Source organism: Curtobacterium sp. MCLR17_034 (assembly GCF_003234485.1).
Classification (GTDB): domain Bacteria; phylum Actinomycetota; class Actinomycetes; order Actinomycetales; family Microbacteriaceae; genus Curtobacterium; species Curtobacterium flaccumfaciens.
The window spans coordinates 171,348-186,621 of the sequence record NZ_QKTH01000003.1 but is presented as its reverse complement, the minus strand read 5'-3'; the positions used below and the strand labels follow the sequence as shown (position 1 = coordinate 186,621).

General features: G+C 71.0%; 14 protein-coding genes and 4 tRNA genes. 13 read left to right on the top strand and 5 right to left on the bottom strand.

The window, feature by feature from the left end; genetic code table 11:
• The first annotated feature begins 30 nt into the window (after positions 1-30).
• The 3 genes from DEI98_RS05355 (at position 31) to DEI98_RS05345 (ending at position 3,686) form a co-directional block, all read left to right on the top strand.
• Complete coding sequence (locus tag DEI98_RS05355; protein WP_027466355.1) at positions 31-1,107, top strand: polyprenyl synthetase family protein; 1,077 nt, start codon at positions 31-33, stop codon at positions 1,105-1,107.
• Between the two features lie 82 nt (positions 1,108-1,189).
• Positions 1,190-2,563 (top strand): FAD-dependent oxidoreductase, encoded by a 1,374-nt coding sequence (locus tag DEI98_RS05350; RefSeq protein ID WP_110863405.1) that lies wholly within the window; start codon positions 1,190-1,192, stop codon positions 2,561-2,563.
• A 7-nt stretch (positions 2,564-2,570) separates the two neighbouring features.
• Positions 2,571-3,686 carry a heparan-alpha-glucosaminide N-acetyltransferase domain-containing protein gene (locus DEI98_RS05345; protein WP_111100148.1) on the top strand — a complete coding sequence of 372 codons (1,116 nt, stop codon included), beginning with the start codon at positions 2,571-2,573 and terminating at the stop codon, positions 3,684-3,686.
• 415 nt (positions 3,687-4,101) lie between these two features.
• On the opposite strand, the gene cls is transcribed toward DEI98_RS05345, so the two are convergent.
• Both cls and DEI98_RS05335 read right to left on the bottom strand, forming a co-directional pair.
• Positions 4,102-5,562 carry a cardiolipin synthase gene (gene cls / locus DEI98_RS05340; protein WP_071406312.1) on the bottom strand — a complete coding sequence of 487 codons (1,461 nt, stop codon included), beginning with the start codon at positions 5,560-5,562 and terminating at the stop codon, positions 4,102-4,104.
• 33 nt (positions 5,563-5,595) lie between these two features.
• Positions 5,596-6,084, bottom strand: coding sequence for a YajQ family cyclic di-GMP-binding protein (locus DEI98_RS05335; RefSeq protein ID WP_017888627.1), 489 nt, complete (start codon positions 6,082-6,084; stop codon positions 5,596-5,598).
• 137 nt (positions 6,085-6,221) lie between these two features.
• Between DEI98_RS05335 and DEI98_RS05330 the strand changes: the two genes are divergently transcribed.
• The 5 genes from DEI98_RS05330 to DEI98_RS05310 all read left to right on the top strand — a co-directional run bounded on the left by DEI98_RS05330 (position 6,222) and on the right by DEI98_RS05310 (position 8,772).
• Positions 6,222-6,306 (top strand) — tRNA-Tyr (locus DEI98_RS05330).
• A gap of 58 nt (positions 6,307-6,364) precedes the next feature.
• Positions 6,365-7,195 (top strand): inositol monophosphatase family protein, encoded by an 831-nt coding sequence (locus DEI98_RS05325; protein ID WP_111100147.1) that lies wholly within the window; start codon positions 6,365-6,367, stop codon positions 7,193-7,195.
• Positions 7,196-7,343: 148 nt separating this feature from the next.
• Complete coding sequence (locus DEI98_RS05320) at positions 7,344-8,501, top strand: M23 family metallopeptidase (protein WP_111100146.1); 1,158 nt, start codon at positions 7,344-7,346, stop codon at positions 8,499-8,501.
• 93 nt (positions 8,502-8,594) lie between these two features.
• Positions 8,595-8,666, top strand: a tRNA-Thr gene (locus tag DEI98_RS05315).
• 32 nt (positions 8,667-8,698) lie between these two features.
• A tRNA-Met gene (locus tag DEI98_RS05310) sits at positions 8,699-8,772 on the top strand.
• A gap of 93 nt (positions 8,773-8,865) precedes the next feature.
• On the opposite strand, the gene DEI98_RS05305 is transcribed toward DEI98_RS05310, so the two are convergent.
• Positions 8,866-10,761, bottom strand: a complete 1,896-nt coding sequence (locus DEI98_RS05305) for an ABC transporter ATP-binding protein (protein WP_111088103.1) — start codon at positions 10,759-10,761, stop codon at positions 8,866-8,868.
• A gap of 112 nt (positions 10,762-10,873) precedes the next feature.
• Positions 10,874-11,272, bottom strand: a complete 399-nt coding sequence (locus tag DEI98_RS05300) for a hypothetical protein (protein WP_071406316.1) — start codon at positions 11,270-11,272, stop codon at positions 10,874-10,876.
• A gap of 131 nt (positions 11,273-11,403) precedes the next feature.
• Between DEI98_RS05300 and DEI98_RS05295 the strand changes: the two genes are divergently transcribed.
• The 3 genes from DEI98_RS05295 to DEI98_RS05285 are packed head-to-tail and all read left to right on the top strand — an operon-like array spanning position 11,404 to position 13,306.
• The gene (locus DEI98_RS05295) at positions 11,404-11,853 is read left to right on the top strand and encodes a MaoC family dehydratase N-terminal domain-containing protein (RefSeq protein ID WP_082047026.1); all 450 of its coding nucleotides are present in this window, start codon (positions 11,404-11,406) and stop codon (positions 11,851-11,853) included.
• Positions 11,850-12,275 carry a MaoC/PaaZ C-terminal domain-containing protein gene (locus tag DEI98_RS05290; protein ID WP_027466539.1) on the top strand — a complete coding sequence of 142 codons (426 nt, stop codon included), beginning with the start codon at positions 11,850-11,852 and terminating at the stop codon, positions 12,273-12,275. The genes DEI98_RS05295 and DEI98_RS05290 overlap by 4 nt, the downstream gene beginning before the upstream one ends.
• Before the next feature lie 2 nt (positions 12,276-12,277).
• Positions 12,278-13,306: a UDP-N-acetylmuramate dehydrogenase gene (locus DEI98_RS05285; RefSeq protein ID WP_111100145.1), complete on the top strand. Its 1,029-nt coding sequence runs from the start codon at positions 12,278-12,280 to the stop codon at positions 13,304-13,306.
• Positions 13,307-13,406: 100 nt separating this feature from the next.
• On the opposite strand, the gene DEI98_RS05280 is transcribed toward DEI98_RS05285, so the two are convergent.
• Positions 13,407-14,633, bottom strand: coding sequence for a pyridoxal phosphate-dependent aminotransferase (locus tag DEI98_RS05280; RefSeq protein ID WP_111100144.1), 1,227 nt, complete (start codon positions 14,631-14,633; stop codon positions 13,407-13,409).
• A 151-nt stretch (positions 14,634-14,784) separates the two neighbouring features.
• On the opposite strand from DEI98_RS05280, the gene DEI98_RS05275 reads away from it, so the two are divergent.
• A tRNA-Trp gene (locus DEI98_RS05275) sits at positions 14,785-14,857 on the top strand.
• 35 nt (positions 14,858-14,892) lie between these two features.
• The gene (gene secE / locus DEI98_RS05270; protein WP_371830607.1) at positions 14,893-15,156 is read left to right on the top strand and encodes a preprotein translocase subunit SecE; all 264 of its coding nucleotides are present in this window, start codon (positions 14,893-14,895) and stop codon (positions 15,154-15,156) included.
• Positions 15,157-15,274 lie beyond the last annotated feature (118 nt).

Below are 15,274 nucleotides of genomic sequence, written 5' to 3'. Positions count from 1 at the left end.
CGGTCACCACCCCCGAAGACGGAGCAGCACTTGAATCCGAGCGTCCCGGTCGCACGTCGCGCGCCGAGCCTGCGCGCATCGCTGGGCATCGGCGAGCGGTTGTTCGCCACGCCCGCCGACCGACGCTTCATCTCCGCGGTCGACGACGGGCTCGAACTCGTCGAGCAGGGGCTCGAGGACGCCATGCGCTCCACCGACACCCTCGCCGACACCACCAGTCGGTACCTGCTGTCCGCCGGTGGCAAGCGCATCCGTCCGACCCTGACGCTCCTCATCGCCCAGCTCGGTGACGGCGTGACCGACGCCGTGGTCAAGGCCGCGGTGAGCATCGAGACCACGCACCTGGCGTCGCTGTACCACGACGACGTCATGGACGAAGCGCCCGTGCGCCGCGGGGTCCCCGCCGCGCAGATCACCTACGGCAACAACGTGGCGATCCTCACCGGCGACCTGCTCTTCGCCCGCGCCAGCCTGATCACCGCCGACCTCGGCACCGAGGGCATCCGGATGCAGGCCGAGACCTTCCAGCGTCTCTGCATGGGCCAGCTGCACGAGACCACGGGGCCGCAGCCGGACGACGACCCGCTCGAGCACTACATCCAGGTGCTCAGCGACAAGACCGGTTCGCTCATCGCCACCGCGGCACGTGCCGGCGTGATGTTCTCCGGTGCCGACCGCGCCTACCTCGATGCCGTCGGTACCTTCGGCGAGAAGGTCGGCGTCGCCTTCCAGCTCGTCGACGACGTCATCGACCTCGCCCCCGCGACGGACAAGACCGGCAAGATCGCCGGCAACGACCTGCGTGCCGGCGTCGACACCCTGCCGGTCCTGCAGCTGCGCCGGATGGCCGCGACCGACCCGTCCGCGCAGCACCTGGTCGAGCGCATCGAGCGCGACGTCAACGGTGCGCCGGACGACGTGGTCGACTCCGCGCCGTACCAGTCGGCCGTCGCCGCGCTCCGCGAGCACGAGGCCACCGCGGCGACCCGAGCCGTCGCCGTCGCCTGGGCCCGCGAAGCCGTCGCCGCCCTCGCCCCGCTCCCCGACGGCACCGTGAAACGGGCACTCACCCGCTTCGCGGACTCCGTCGTCGACCGAAGCCGTTGAACACCCCTCCCGACGGCGCACGCACTGCGGCCCGGTCGGGAGGCCCCCGGGAACCCCCACCCGAACGAACTGGAGACGATCAGTGCCCACCCTCCGACTCGCCATCGTCGGCGCCGGCCCCGCCGGCATCTACGCCGCGGACATCCTGCTGCGCGAGGCCCACGGCTACGACGTGTCGATCGACCTGTTCGAGCAGCTCCCCGCGCCCTACGGTCTGGTCCGGTACGGCGTCGCCCCCGACCACCCGCGCATCAAGGGCATCATCAACGCCCTGCGTGACGTCCTCGACCGCGGGGTCGTCCGGCTGTTCGGCAACGTCCGCTACGGCGAGGACATCACCCTCGAGGACCTCAAGAAGCACTACAACGCGGTGGTGTTCTCGACCGGCGCGATCAAGGACGCCGACCTCGACATCCCCGGTGTCGACCTCGACGGCTCGTACGGCGCCGCCGAGTTCGTGAGCTGGTTCGACGGCCACCCAGACGTCCCGCGCACCTGGCCGCTGAACGCCGAGAGCGTCGCGGTCATCGGCGTCGGCAACGTCGCCCTCGACGTCTCCCGCATCCTGGCGAAGCACGCCGACGACCTGCTGCCGACCGAGATCCCCGCGAACGTCTACGAGGGCCTGAAGGCCTCGCCCGTCACGGACGTGCACGTCTTCGGCCGCCGCGGTCCGGCGCAGGTGAAGTTCACGCCGCTCGAGCTCCGCGAGCTCGGCGAGGTCCGCGACGTCGACATGGTGGTCTACGACGAGGACTTCGACCACGACGAGGCCTCGAAGACCGCGATCGCGACGAACAAGCAGGTCATGGTGATCAACCGTGTCCTCGAGCAGTGGCGCACGCGCGAGGTCGGCCAGGCCAGCCGCCGGCTCCACCTGCACTTCTACGCGAAGCCGATCGAGTTCGTCGGCGACGAGCAGGGCAAGCTGACCGCCATCCGCTACGAGCGCACCCGTCCGAACGGCGAGGGCGGCGTGGAGGGCACCGGCGAGATCCGCGAGATCCCGATCCAGGCCGCCTACCGCGCGGTCGGGTACTTCGGTTCCCCGCTGCCCGGTGTGCCGTTCGACGAGCGCCACGGTGTCATCCCGAACCACGAGGGCCAGGTCCTCGACGACGACAACCAGCAGATCCCCGGGGTGTACGCCACCGGCTGGATCAAGCGCGGTCCGGTCGGGCTCATCGGGCACACGAAGTCCGACGCGATGGAGACGGTGCAGCACATCGTCAACGACCAGGCGAGCTGGTGGACCCCGGAGGACCCCTCCGACGAGGCCATCCCGGCCCTGCTCCGCGAGCGCGGTGTCGAGTACACCGACCTCGAAGGCTGGCACCACCTCGACACCCACGAGCAGGCGCTCGGTGCGGTCGACGGGCGCGAGCGCATCAAGGTGGTGCCGCGCGACGAGATGATCGAGGTCTCGCTCGGACGCGTCGACACCCCGACGAGCTGACGACACCATGACCGACACGCGCCCCGTCCCGTTCACAGCGGTGCGGGGCGCGTCCGCGTCGGGGATGCGGCTGCAGGGCGTCGACGTGGCCCGTGCGGTCGCGCTGCTCGGCATGATGGCCGCACACATCGGTGGCATCGCGGAGCAGCTCGACTGGACCGACCCGGCCACCTGGACCGCCGTCGCCCACGGGCGCCCGTCCACGCTGTTCGCGGTCCTCGCCGGCGTCTCGATCGGTCTGACGAGCGGCCGCACCGACCCGCCCGGCCCGCCCATCATCGGCCGCATCCGTGCCCGGCTCGCGATCCGCGCCGTGGTGGTCGTCGTCATCGGGTTCGCCCTGATGGCGCTCGACACCCCCGTGTACGTGATCCTGCCGACCTACGGCGTGCTGTTCCTGCTCGTGGTCCCGGTGCTCCGCGTCCGACCGGCGGCGCTGCTCGGCATCGCCGCGCTCTGCGCGGTGCTGTCGCCGCTCGCCGCGCTGACGATCGCGCCGGCCTACGCGGACGCCAGCATGATCGGCGTCCAGCTCGGCCTGGTCTACCCCGTGGTCACCTTCCTGGCGTACGTCCTGGTGGGGCTCGCGGTCGCCCGGGTCGGCCTGGAGGACCGTGGTCGGCAGATCCTGGTCCTGGCGTCCGGCACACTGGTCGCCGCCACCGCCTACGTCGCCGGGTCGGTCCTCGCCCCGCTGCCCGACGACGCGGCCCTGGCGTTCCCCGGGGTCCCGTCCGCGGGAGACGCGTCGACCCCCGGCCAGGCCCTCGCACAGCTGTTCCTGTCCCCGCGCGACCACTCGTCGTCGGTCGTCGACGTGGTGGGGACGGCCGGGGTGGCGGTCGCGGTGATCGCCCTCTGCCTGCTCGTGTTCGACGGCCGCGGGCGCGTCGCCGAGCGGATCGCGTTCCCCCTGGCGGCCGTGGGGTCGATGCCGCTGACGGTGTACTCGGGGCACCTCGTGGTCATCGCGATGCTGCCGACGTACCCCGAGTCGGCCGAGGCCTGGGGCTGGTTCGCCCTCGGCTCGGTGGTCTTCGCGATGCTGTGGCGGCGGTTCCTCGGCCGCGGACCGCTCGAGCGGGTGGTCGGGGCCGTGGCGTCCCTCGTCCCGATGCGCTGAGCGCACCTGGCGGACCCGCACCGGCCGCGGAACGCTCACCGCACGGTGCAGGGTTGTCCGTTCGCCGCGGGCTTGCTCGCCGGGTGTCCCGCTGTCGCAACGCACGGTGCGGCCGAGGTCGCACCGTGTGGAGGACGACGCACGGTGCGCGACGGAGGCGACCCGCGCCTCCCGTCCGCACCGTGCGTGGTTGGTTGTGCGACGCGTGGCGCACGGCATCCTGAACCGGCTCGGAACGCCCCGCACGGTGCAGGGTTGTCCGTTCGCCGCGGGCTTGCTCGCCGGGTGTCCCGCTGTCGCGACGCACGGTGCGGCCAAGGTCGCACCGGGTGGAGGACGACGCACGGTGCGACGACGCACGGTGCGACGGTGCGACGGCGCGACGACGCACGCTGCGACGCTGCGACGGCGACGGCTACTGCAGCGCCGCCGTCAGCCGCGCGACGTTGTCGAGGACCTTGGACCGGCGCGGACGGTCGACCCACGCGTCGAGCGTGAGCTCGAAGCTGTGCTCCTTGTAGGAGTCCTGCACCTCGCGCAGGGCGTCGACGAAGCGGTGACCGCGCACCATCACGGAGACCTCGAGGTTCAGGCTGAACGAGCGCATGTCCATGTTGCTCGACCCGATCACCGACACCTCGTCGTCGATCGTGAAGTGCTTGGCGTGCAGGATCGTCGGCGCGCGGTACAGCCAGATCCGCACGCCGGCCCGCAGGAGTTCCTCGTAGTAGGAGCGCTGCGCGTGCCAGGTCATCGCGTGGTCGCCCATCTCGCCGACGAACAGCTCGACGTCGACCCCGCGCTGCGCCGTCGTGGTGATGGCGTAGAGCATCGAGTCGTCCGGCACGAAGTACGGCGACGTGATCGACACCTTCTGCTGCGCCGAGTAGAGCAGCGCGTTGAACAGGCGCAGGTTGTTCTCGCCGTCGAAGCCCGGGCCCGACGGCACCACCTGACAGTCGAGCGCATCGCCGCGGTCGGCCCGCTGGACGGGGTCGCTCTCACGCAGCAGCAGCTCGTCGGTCTCGCTGTACCAGTCGGTGACGAACAGGGCGTTGAGCCCGGCGACGACCGGTCCCTCGAACCGGGCGAACAGGTCCTTGTAGACCATGCCCTTCTCGATGTGGGACTTGATGTCGTACGACGCGTCGATCAGGTTCTGCGAGCCGGTGAACGCGACCGAGCCGTCGATCACCATGATCTTCCGGTGGTTGCGGAGGTCTGGGCGCTGGAACTTGCCCTGCAACGGCAGGAGGGGCAGCATCAGGTGCCACTCGATGCCCGCCTGGTCCATGAACGCCAGGGTGTCCTTGTAGCCCGGGTAGCCGCGGCTCGCCCAGTGGTCGAGCAGGAACCGCACGGTGACGCCGCGTGCCTGCGCCCGCGCGAGCGCCTCGAAGAACGGGCGTGTGGTGTCGTCGAGCGTCGCGATGTAGAACTCGACGTGCACGAACCGGCGGGACTGGTCGATCGCCCGGGTCATCTCGGCGATGGACTCCTCGGAGTCGGGGTAGAGCTCCGCGGAGTTGCCACCGACCAACGGCATCGCACCGAGTTCGCGGTTCAGCCGCGTGACGCTCTCGAGCCACGCGGGCCACGGGTGGTCACGGCGGACCCGCTCGATGCCCTCGGTCTGCTCGAGGATGTACGCGTTGATCTCGGTCTGCTTCTCGCGACGGGCGCGGGGGAGCTTCGTCGACCCGATGACCAGGAAGACGATGAAGCCGATGTAGGGGATGAGGAAGATCGCGAGCAGCCACGCCGTCGCGGTCTGCGGCTTCCGGTTGATCGGGACGTAGATGATCGAGAAGACGCGGATCGCCAGGTCCAGCAGGACGAGCAGGACGGTGATGACGACGCTGAGCCAGTGCTCCACGGGGTGTCGGGTGTCGTTCGCAGGGGCCGCGGGTCAGCGGAAGTTGATGAACTGCAACGGGACGTCGAACTCTTCACCCTTGAGGAGCTGGATCGTGTTCTGCAGGTCGTCACGGCTCTTCGACGAGACCCGGAGCTCGTCGCCCTGGATCTGGCTCTTCACCGTCTTCGGGGCGTTGGCCCGCAGGAACGCGCCGATCTTCTTCGCCACGTCCTGCTCGATGCCGTTCTTGAACTTCACCTCGATGCGGTACTCCTTGCCCGAGGGGTACGGGTCGCCGGCGTCGAGGCTCTTCAGGCTGATGTTCCGCTTGATCGCCTTGCTCTGCAGGACGTCGAGCACGGCCTTGGCGCGCTCTTCCGAGTTCGCCTTGATGAGGACGTCCTCGCCGCTGAACGCGACCGAGGCGTCGGCGCCCTTGAAGTCGTACCGCTGCTCGATCTCCTTGGCCGCCTGGTTGAGGGCGTTCTCCGCCTCCATCTTGTCGACCTTGCTGACCACGTCGAAGGAACTGTCTGCCATGCGGAACAGCCTAACGGCGGACGGGAGGCCCGGTTCCGGTCGCGCGGATCGGCTCGCGATGGTCACGACCACCGTCAGCCATCCGCTATGCTTTTGTGCGCGCCTTCGGTTGGTGATCACACCGGCTGGGTGCGCATGGCAAGTTACCCAAGCGGCCAAAGGGATCTGACTGTAAATCAGCCGGCGTAGCCTTCGGGGGTTCGAATCCCTCACTTGCCACCATCTGATCGGCCCCGTCCACTGCGGACGGGGCCGATGGTGTTTCCGGGAGGATGGGTGCATGGCATCCGACCTCACCCCGTCCCAGTTCGCCGACCTCGCCGAGTCGATCGCCCGTGACGCAGCGGCGCTGGCCGCACGCCGCCGCGCCGAGGGGGTCGAGGTCGCGGACCGGAAGTCGAGCATCGTCGACGTGGTCACGGCCGCCGACCGTGAGGTCGAGGCACTCATCCGCGCCCGCATCGCCGAGGCCCGACCGGACGACGCCTTCCACGGTGAGGAGTCCGGGTCGGCATCGGGCGCCTCGGGCATCACCTGGGTGGTGGACCCGATCGACGGCACGGTCAACTACCTGTACGGCAGCGCCGAGTACGGCGTGAGCATCGGCGTCGTGCGCGGAGCACCCGACCCGATGACCTGGGAGCCGATCGCGGGCGTCGTCGTGGCGCCGGCGACGGGTACCGTCTTCCGCGCGGCCGTCGGCCAGGGTGCGACCCGTGACGGGGAGCCGTTGTCCGTCGCCACGCCCGGTTCGCTCGCCGAGACGCTCGTCGCCACCGGGTTCGGGTACACGGCCGACCGTCGCCGCGAGCAGGTCGCGGTGCTCGCCGGGCTCATCGGCGAGGTGCGGGACATCCGCCGTGGGGGAGCGGCGTCGCTCGACTGCTGCGCCGTCGGTGCGGGCGTGGTGGACGCGTACTACGAGCGCGGGATCAACCCGTGGGACATGGCGGGCGGGGCCCTCGTCGCGCAGGAGGCCGGCGCGACGATCCGCATCTGGGAGGCCGGGGGGACCCGCTCCTTCCTGTTCGCGAGCCCCGCCGTCGCCGACGAACTCGAGGCCCTGGTGCGTGGGCTCGAGGCCGGTGCGCTCGGAGCCGTGCGGGCCTGAGGACGCGCCGGTCCCCAGGTCTGGGGGCGCCGGGAGGACATCACCACGACTGGCGACCTGCGACCTCGCCTGCTAGCGTGCTCAGGTCCCGTTATCTGCTCGTTACCAACGAGTGAGCCCTTCTCTGATCAGGATCGCCACCGCACGCATGCCCCGTACTCCTCTGTCGTCCGCTCCCACCGACGGTTCCGTCGACGCCGCCACCCCGGTCGTCCACCAGACCCGACGCGCTCGGATCGAGGCGGAACGAGCAGCGGCGAAGGGCTCGAGCGTGGTGCAGGAGGCGCAGGGCTCGGCGGGGCCGAGCTTCGACGACGTGATCGGTGCGGTCACGCCGGGAACCCCCGCGGCCCCCGTGTCACCGATCGACCTCGCACCGGCGTCGCCCGCGCGGCCGGCGTCCCGCATCGTGACGCCGCCGGCCCCCACCTCGCCCGTCGTGCACGCGCAGCCGGCCGCTCCCGCCGCCTCGGTGTCGCAGCCGCGTCGGGTCGCTGGGCAGGTCCCCGCGTCGCGTCGTCGCACCAGCCGTCCGGCCACGAAGACCCCGGTCGACCGCGCGACCCGTCACATCCGTTCCAGCACCCCCGTCAGCGCACCGGCCCCGAAGCGTGGTGCGTCGTTCCGCCGGTCGGCCTCCCGTGTGACCGCGGTCGGTGCCCTGCTCTTCGCGGCCGGCCTGGTCGTCTCGACCTCGCTGCCGGCCCAGGCGCTCTGGGTGCCCGAGTCCGGCTCGACCGCGGCCCGTGCCAGCTCGGGTGCCACCCAGTCGATGCAGGTCGGTGCCGCTGCTGACGGGTCGACCGCTCGCGACCAGTTCACGGTCTCGGACGCCACGCAGTACGCGAACGTCGACTCCTCCAGCTTCACGAACGACCCGACCGGCACGATCCAGTGGCCGTTCCTGACCGGTGTCCCGATCACCTCGGGCTTCGGCGGACGCCAGGTCGCCGGGTGCTCGTTCTGCTCGACGAACCACATGGGCGTCGACTTCGCCCCGGGCGAGGGCACCCCGATCGGCGTCATCGCCGCCGGCACCGTCATCAAGGTGCAGGCGAACGACGGCGGCTTCGGCAACGACGTCTGGGTCGAGCACGACGTCGACGGCAAGCAGTTCGTCAGCGTCTACGGCCACATGGAGGACAACTCCTTCAAGGTGGTCACCGGCCAGCACGTCGAGGTCGGCGACATCCTCGGTCTCGTCGGCAGCACGGGCAACTCCACGGGCCCGCACCTGCACCTCGAGGTGCACGTCGACGGGGTCCCGGTGGACCCGCTGGCGTGGCTCAAGACCAACGCGAACTAGGGGCCCGCGACGCGGCACGCCCGGGCGTCTCGTCCGGTTCCGGAGCAGCGTCGGAGGTCTGCTATCCTCGTGTGGTGCCGCTCGCGGTACATCGCCCCGATAGCTCAGTGGTAGAGCACCTCCATGGTAAGGAGGGGGTCGTCAGTTCAATCCTGACTCGGGGCTCCGACCCGGTGCGCGTGCCGCTCCGGATCTCTGGCGGGGTAGCTCAGTTGGTTAGAGCACACGACTCATAATCGTGGGGTCGCGGGTTCAAGTCCCGCCCTCGCTACACGCAAGGCCCTCTCGCCCAGGATCCCCTGGGTCAGGGGGCCTTCTCTGTTGCCGGCCCCACTTCGATTGCCGGGGCCGACCCGCCGCGCGTTCAGTCCGCCGCCGGCACGTCGGCCGCGACGTTCTCCTGCGCGGCGAACTGGGTGCGGTGCAGCTCCTCGTACCGGCCACCCGCGGCCAGCAGTTCGTCGTGCGTGCCCCGCTCCACGATCGAGCCGTCCTCGACCACGAGGATCACGTCCGCGCTGCGGATCGTGGAGAGCCGGTGCGCGATCACCATCGCCGTCCGCCCCTCGAGCGCCTCGCCGAGCGCTGCCTGCACCGCTGCCTCGGACGTCGAGTCGAGTGCCGCCGTCGCCTCGTCGAGGATGACGACGCGCGGCTGGGCGAGCAGGAGCCGGGCGATCGTCATCCGCTGGCGCTCGCCCCCGGACAGCCGGTAGCCGCGCTCACCCACCATGGTGTCCAGCTGGTCGGGGAGGGACCGGATGAGCGGCTCGAGCCGCGCACGGCGGACGGCGTCCCACACCTCGTCGTCGGAGGCTTCGGGCCGGGCGAACCGCAGGTTGGAGCGGATGGTCTCGTGGAACAGGTGGCCGTCCTGCGTCACCATGCCGAGGGTGTGCCGCATCGAGGCGAAGGTGACGTCGCGGACGTCCGTCCCGGCCAGACGCACGGCGCCGCTGTCGACGTCGTACAGGCGCGAGAGCAGCTGCGCGACCGTGGACTTGCCGGCTCCGGACGAGCCGACCAGGGCGACGGTCTGCCCCGGTTCGATCCGGAACGACAGGCCGTGCAGCACCTCCTCGCCGCCGCGGGTGTCGAGCGTCGCGACCTCCTCGAGCGAGGCGAGGGACACCTTGTCGGCGGACGGGTAGGCGAACCGGACGTCGTCGAACTCGACGGAGACCGGGCCGTCGGCGATGGTGACCGCGTCCGGCTGCTCCTGGATGAGTGGTTCGAGGTCGAGCACCTCGAAGACGCGCTCGAAGCTGACCACGGCGCTCATGATCTCGACCCGGGCGTTCGCCAGGCTCGTCAGCGGGGCGTAGAGCCGGGTGAGCAGGAGCGCCAGGGTGACGACCTCGCCGGTGTCCAGCCGGCCGGCGAGCGCGAGGAAGCCGCCGAGCCCGTAGACCAGCGCGAGGGCGAGCGCGGAGACGAGCATGAGCGCGGTGAAGAAGACGAACTGCAGCATCGCGGTCCGGACCCCGATGTCGCGGACCCGGGCAGCGCGGACACGGAACTCCTCGGCCTCTTCGTCGGGTCGGCCGAACAGCTTGACGAGGGTGGCGCCGGGAGCCGAGAAGCGCTCGGTCATCTGGGTGCTCATCGCGGAGTTGTGGTCGGCGGCCTCACGACGCAGGGCGGCGAGGCGGCTCCCCATCCGGCGCGCGGGGACCAGGAACACCGGGAGCATGACGACGGCGAGCACCGTCACGAGCCACGAGGTGCTGAGCATGACGATCAGGGTGAGGACCAGCGCCACGAGGTTCGTGACCACGCCGGACAGCGTGCCGCTGAAGGCCTGCTGGGCGCCGATCACGTCGTTGTTGAGGCGGCTCACGAGCGCACCGGTCCGGGTGCGGGTGAAGAACGCGATGGGCATCTTCTGCACGTGGTCGAAGACGGCGGTCCGGAGGTCCAGGATCACGCCCTCGCCGATCCGCGCCGAGTACCACCGCGTCGTCAGCGACACGGCGGCGTCGGCCACGGCCACCAGGGCGATGACCACGGCCAGCCGGACGATCGTCGCGACCTCACCGCGGGCGACGATGACGTCGACCACCTGCCCGGCGAGGACCGGCGTCGCGACCGCGAGGAAGGCGCCGACGACGGACAGGCCGATGAAGACCAGCAGCTTCGCCCGGTACGGCACCGCGAACGTCAGGATCCGCCGGACGGACGCGCGGGAGAACCCGTGCTTGCCGCCCTGCGCGGACGAGATCTTGTACAGCGAGCTCCAGGCTGCGCTCTCCATGCTCATGGCGGTTCCTTTCCGGGGCCCCGGGCCCAACCTAGATGGCTGGCCGGGTCCCCGGTGACCGCTCCCGTGGCGGTGCGCCGCGCGGCCACCCGCCGGAGGCCGTCCGGCCGCCCTACTGCGTGCGGTGGGAGCCGGTGTCCGTCCGCGTCGCGAGCACCCCGGCCGCACGGAACGCGTCCTCGACCGCGGCGGTGACCTGCTGCCAGGCGGCCCGTCGCCGGTTCGCTCCGATGCTGCCGCCCGACACGGCCGTGCCGTGCCCGGCCCGGCGCAGGGTGATCGTGGTGGTGGCACCGTCCACGACGGTCGACAGCTCGTACCGGCGGTACTCCCGGGCCGGCTGGACGAGCGCGCCGAGCAGGATCGTGAGCGTCCGGCTGCCCGCCGTCGCGGTCATCGTGCCACCCGTCGACTCGACGTGGTGGCCCGTGCGGCGCAGCGCGGCGGCCGCGACCTCCATGGCGGTGCACCGGTCTCCCGTGTGCACGGCGAACTCCGTCGTGGTGTCCATCGGCCCTCCCCGTCCCGAACGAACCCGTGCCGCACGGCACGCCCCGATTCCCCCGAATCGGTCTCAGACAGTCTAGCTGAAGCGTTCTCATCGATCACCGGCCCCCGGACGGGCCTCGGTAGACTGCCGTGGTGTCAGTGAACCCCGAGCTCGTCGGCAGGACGTTCCCGCCGGCCCAGCCCTACCTGGTCGGCCGCGAGAAGGTGCGCGAGTTCTCGCGTGCGGTCTTCGCGACCAACCCCGTCCACCACGATCCGGACGCCGCACGTGCCGCCGGGTACGCCGACGTGGTCGCACCCCCGACGTTCGCCGTGGTCGTGCAGGAGGCCACGCTCGCGCAGCTCCTGAACGAGCCCGACGCCGGCATCGACTTCTCCCGCGTCGTCCACGGCGAGCAGTCCTTCACCTACGACCGGCCGATCGTCGCCGGTGACGAGCTCACCGCGACCCTGACGGTCACCAGCGTGAAGACCCTCGGCGGCAACGCGATGGTCACCGCCCAGAGCACCATGAACGACGCCGAGGGGGAGCACGTCGTCACGGCGACCTCCACCCTCGTGGTCCGAGGAGACGACGCATGACCGCCGCACCCGCCACCGCGCTCGAGGTCGGCACCGTCGTCGCCGAGCGCGACGTGCACATCACGCGCGACTCGCTCGTCCGGTACGCCGGCGCCTCGGGCGACTTCAACCCGATCCACTACCGCGACGACGTCGCCGCCTCGGTCGGCCTGCCCGGTGTGCTCGCCCACGGCATGCTCACGATGGGCATCGCCGTGCAGCCGGTCGCCGAGTGGCTCGGTGACAGCGGCTGGGTCGCGGGCTACGGCGTCCGCTTCACGCGCCCCGTCGTCGTCGACCCGGAGCAGGGTGCCACCGTCGGCATCGTCGCGAAGGTCGGCACCGTCGACGAGGACGGCCGGCCGAAGCGCATCGACCTCACCGTGACCGCCGCCGGGCAGACCGTGCTCGGCAAGGCGCAGGTCACGGTGGTGTTCCGCTGACCGTGTCCGAGCCGGTGCTGGCCGACCTGACGACGCTCCGCGTCGGCGGGGCCGCCACCCGGCTGCTCACGGCCGAGACGACCGACGAGCTCGTCGCCCACGCGCTCGACGCCTTCGACGACCACGAGTGGCTCGTCCTCGGCGGCGGCAGCAACCTGCTGGTCGCCGACCAGGGCTTCGACGGCACCGTCGTGCTGGTCCGGACGACGGGCGTCGACGCCGACCGCGACGCCGACGGCGTCACCGTCCGCGTCGCCGCGGGGGAACCGTGGGACCCGTTCGTCGCCACGACCGTCGCGAACGGCTGGACCGGCCTGGAGGCCCTCAGCGGCATCCCGGGCACCGTCGGTGCGTCCCCGGTGCAGAACATCGGCGCCTACGGGGTCGAACTCGCCGACGTGCTCACCCGCGTCGAGTTCCTCGATGCAGCCACGGGGGAGCGCGCGTGGATCCCCGTAGCCGAGCTGGCGCTCGGCTACCGAACGTCGACCCTCAAGCACGGTCGGCGCGGTGTCGTGCTGACGGTCGAGTTCCGGCTCGGGCTCGCGGGGGAGCACGGTGTGCCCGTGCGGTACGCGCAGCTCGCCGGTTCGCTCGGGGTCGAGCTCGGTGCGCTCGTGCCGCCCACGACCGTCCGCGACGAGGTCCTGCGGTTGCGTGGCTCGAAGGGCATGGTGCTCGACGGGGATGACCACGACACCTGGAGCGCCGGGTCGTTCTTCACGAACCCGATCGTCTCGCCGGCGTTCGCCGAGACCCTGCCAACGGATGCGCCCCGCTGGCCCGCGGGCGACGACGTCAAGCTCAGTGCCGCGTGGCTCATCGAGCACGCCGGCGTGCACCGCGGGTACGCGGTGCCGGGCTCCCGCGCGGCGATCTCGTCCAAGCACACCCTCGCGCTCACGAACCGCGGCGGGGCGACGGCGGCGCAGGTGGCCGAGCTCGCACGGTTCGTGCAGGTGACCGTGCTGAACCGCTTCGGTGTCTCGCTCGTCCCGGAACCCGTCGTGGTGGGGGACCTGCTCGGCTGATCGTCCGCGCGACGGGACGGACGAGCACGACGGACCACGGGCCTCCCGGCACGCAGAACGGGCCACCTCGACGAGGTGGCCCGTTCTGTACTCCCGAGGTCTACGCGAAGAACTCCGCCAGTCGAGCGACGCCCTCGGCGATGTCGTCGTCGCCCAGCGCGTACGACAGGCGCAGGTAGCCGGAGGGGCCGAAGGCCTCACCCGGCACGACCGCGACCTCGGCGTGCTCGAGGATCAGGTCGGCCAGCTCGAGCGTGGTCGTCGGGGTGGTGCCGGCCCACTCGCGACCGAGCAGGGCGGTGACGTCCGGGTAGACGTAGAAGGCGCCCTGCGGGGTCGGCGTACGGAAGCCCGGGATCGCGTTGAGGCCGTCCACGATGGCCTTCCGTCGGCGGTCGAAGGCCTCGCGCATGGCGGCGACGGGCTCCTGCGGACCGGTCAGGGCGGCGATCGCGGCGCGCTGCGACACGTTCGAGACGTTCGACGACAGGTGCGACTGCAGGTTCGACGCGGCCTTGACGGCGTCGGTCGGGCCGATGAACCACCCGACGCGCCAGCCGGTCATCGCGTAGGTCTTCGCGACGCCGTTCACCAGGATCGTGGTGTCGGCGAGGGCGGGGACCTCGGCCAGGATGCCGGCGAAGCGGACGCCGTCGTACACCAGGTCCTGGTAGATCTCGTCGCTGATCACCCAGATGCCGTGCTCGAGCGCCCACTCGCCGATGGCCCGGGTCTGCTCGGCGGAGTACACGGCGCCCGTGGGGTTCGACGGCGAGCAGAACAGCAGCGCCTTGGTCGCCGGGGTGCGGGCGGCCTCGAGCTGCTCGACCGTCACCAGGTAGTCCTGGTCGCTGCCGGCGAAGACCTCGACCGGCTCGCCGCCGGCCAGCCGGATGGCCTCGGGGTAGGTGGTCCAGTACGGCGCGGGCAGCAGGACCTCGTCACCGGCGTCGACGATGGTCTGGAACGCCTGGTAGACCGCCTGCTTGCCACCGTTCGTGACGATGACCTGCGACGGCTCGACGGTGATGCCGGACACCCGGGCGGTCTTGTCGGCGATCGCCTGCTTGAGTTCGGGCAGGCCGGTCGCGGGCGTGTAGCGGTGGTTCTTCGGGTCCTGCGCGGCAGCGACGGCCGCGTCGACCACGTGCTGCGGGGTCGCGAAGTCCGGCTCACCGGCGGCGAACGAGATCACCGGACGGCCGGCGGCCTTGAGTGCCTTGGCCTTCGCGTCGACCTTGAGCGTTGCGGACTCGGCGATGGCCGCGATGCGGGACGCGATGCGCGGACGATCGACCGGCGCGGTGGCGGGGGTGTCGACGGACACGTGGGCGGTGGACTCGGGGCCTGGGGCTGCGGTGCTCACGGGGCCCAGCCTACCGGCGCGGCACGCCGTGGAAGGGGCCAAGTGGACACCGTGTGACGGACTCCCGTAGACTCGTCCACCGGAACGCGGATCGGTGACGAACCGTGTCCGAAGGGCGGTGGCTCAATTGGTAGAGCAGCGGTCTCCAAAACCGCAGGTTGCAGGTTCGAGTCCTGTCCGCCCTGCAACTCTGGAAGGGTAGAAGTTGGCGAGCAAAGACATGGAGACGACGGCGGACGACGTCGTCGCCAAGGCGAAGCAGGACCGGGCCGAGCGCCGCGGGCCCATCGCTGCCATCGTGCTCTTCATCCGTCAGGTGATCGGCGAACTGCGCAAGGTCGTGACGCCGACCCGCAAGGAACTCTTCAGCTACACGGGCGTCGTGCTCGTGTTCGTCGTCGTCATGATGATCCTGGTGTCGATCCTCGACTTCGTGTTCGGTCTCGGCGTCGGGTACGTCTTCGGCAACGGGCCCACGGCCTGACCCTGACATCGACTGCCGTGTGCGGTCGTTCCGAGGAGTACGGTCGCCCGAGACGGCGTCGATCGTGACGGCGTCGCTCGTGACCATGAACGAACGCCAACCCGACCCGAACCACCGA

What these genes read in the sequence shown, in the direction of transcription:
- DEI98_RS05325 (WP_111100147.1), top strand. Translation starts at nt 6,365, where the DNA reads ATGGCATCCGACCTCACCCCGTCCCAGTTCGCCGACCTCGCCGAGTCG.
- DEI98_RS05300 (WP_071406316.1), bottom strand. Translation starts at nt 11,272, where the DNA reads ATGGACACCACGACGGAGTTCGCCGTGCACACGGGAGACCGGTGCACC.
- DEI98_RS05345 (WP_111100148.1), top strand. Translation starts at nt 2,571, where the DNA reads ATGACCGACACGCGCCCCGTCCCGTTCACAGCGGTGCGGGGCGCGTCC.
- DEI98_RS05305 (WP_111088103.1), bottom strand. Translation starts at nt 10,761, where the DNA reads ATGAGCATGGAGAGCGCAGCCTGGAGCTCGCTGTACAAGATCTCGTCC.
- secE (WP_371830607.1), top strand. Translation starts at nt 14,893, where the DNA reads ATGGAGACGACGGCGGACGACGTCGTCGCCAAGGCGAAGCAGGACCGG.
- DEI98_RS05320 (WP_111100146.1), top strand. Translation starts at nt 7,344, where the DNA reads ATGCCCCGTACTCCTCTGTCGTCCGCTCCCACCGACGGTTCCGTCGAC.
- DEI98_RS05335 (WP_017888627.1), bottom strand. Translation starts at nt 6,084, where the DNA reads ATGGCAGACAGTTCCTTCGACGTGGTCAGCAAGGTCGACAAGATGGAG.
- DEI98_RS05290 (WP_027466539.1), top strand. Translation starts at nt 11,850, where the DNA reads ATGACCGCCGCACCCGCCACCGCGCTCGAGGTCGGCACCGTCGTCGCC.